The sequence below is a fragment of the Microbacterium sp. ACRRU genome (assembly GCF_022346945.1).
GTDB classification, from domain to species: domain Bacteria; phylum Actinomycetota; class Actinomycetes; order Actinomycetales; family Microbacteriaceae; genus Microbacterium; species Microbacterium mcarthurae.
The window spans coordinates 1-1,514 of sequence record NZ_JAKRNI010000065.1; the positions used below are offsets into that span (position 1 = coordinate 1).

The window sequence follows — 1,514 nt, forward strand, 5'->3', positions numbered from 1 at the left end:
ACCCCCCCCCCCCCCGCCGCGCAACGCCGACCCCCACCCCCCCTGTGCGACGCCCCGGCCGCCGCGCCGAGCGTCGACGGGGACGTCGCACTGCTCGTGTCGGTCTCGGCGTTCCGCGGCGGAGGTCGGGGGCTTCAGACGCAGGTGTGGCAGCGCACGGGCGGGCGATGGCTCATCACCGCGGCGCATGTGACGCCGCGCACGCCTGCCCTCGACCGCACGATCTGGCGCAGCGTGGGCGATCCCTTCCTGCAGGGTGCGTGGGAGGGTCCGCTCGAGGGACTCACCGTCGCCGTGAAGGACCTGTTCGCGATCGCGGGCTTCCGCGTCGGCGCCGGCAACCCGACGTTCCTCGAAGAGGCCCGTCCCGAGAAGGTCACCGCCCCCGCCGTCGCCGACCTGCTGCGTGCGGGAGCGTCGCTGCGCGGCATCGCCCGCACCGACGAGTTCGCGTACTCGATCGCGGGCGACAACGTCCACTACGGCACGCCTCCCAACGGGGCGGTCGTGGGTGCCCTGCCCGGCGGGTCGTCGAGTGGACCGGCCTCCGCGGTCGCCCTCGGTCACGCCGACATCGGACTCGCCACCGACACGGCGGGGTCGATCCGCGTGCCGGCGTCGTATCAGGGCCTGTGGGGTCTGCGGACGACGCACGACCTCGTCCCGCGGCAGGGCATGCTCCCGCTCGCGCAGTCGTTCGACACGATCGGGTGGCTCACCCGTGACGGCGACACGCTCCAGCGCGTGGCCGACTGGTGCCTCAGCTACGACGGGTCCGCGTCGACCGAGAACGTGTACGGCGCCGCCGGCCGCGACCTCCCCTGGCGGTTCGTCGTGCCCGAGGAGATCCTCGAGTGCGTCGAGCCCGCGACCCGCGCGGCCTTCTCACGCATGCTCGCCGCGCTCGCGGCATCCGACGATCCGCCCCCGCTACGTGCCGTGCACGCGGGAGACCTGGATGCCACCTTCACGGCGTTCCGCACCGTTCAGGGTGCCGAGGCGTGGCGCAACAACGGCGAGTGGCTGCGCGCGCACCCCTGGGCGGTGGGGCCGGCGGTCGCGGAACGTTTCCGCATCGCGTCCCAGATCACCGCCGCGGAGGAGGCTGCCGCCCGCCGCGATCTGGAGGCGATCGCGGCCGACCTGGCGGAGCTCGTCGACGGTGCCGTCCTGATCTTCCCCACCGTGCCCGGTCCGGCGCCGCTGCGAACGGCCGACGTGGATGCCGTCCGCGCCGCGACCCTGCGCATGACCGCCCCCGCAGCCGCGGCGGGGCTCCCCGCGGTGTCGGTGCCGGTGCTGACCGTCGCCGGCGCACCGGTGGGCGTGTGCCTCGTCGCGCGCGCCGGGACCGACATCGCGCTGGTCCGGCTCGCCCGGCGGCTCGCCGGCCTCGTCGGGGCAGGAGCGGGCCGATGAGCCGTGCGGCACAACTCCTGCAAAGTCGTGGCTTCTCGGCATCCCGTGCTGGGAGAGCCGGGGATGCCGGAGTTGTGCGCCCCTCAGCCCCCGCC

1 protein-coding gene is annotated in these 1,514 nt (G+C 74.9%); it reads left to right on the forward strand.

Translation table 11 applies throughout. The features are described 5' to 3' along the window. The coding region (locus MHY30_RS14960; RefSeq protein ID WP_239279201.1) for an amidase family protein at positions 1–1,419 on the forward strand (1,419 nt) is incomplete at its 5' end. Between the last annotated feature and the right edge of the window lie 95 nt (positions 1,420–1,514).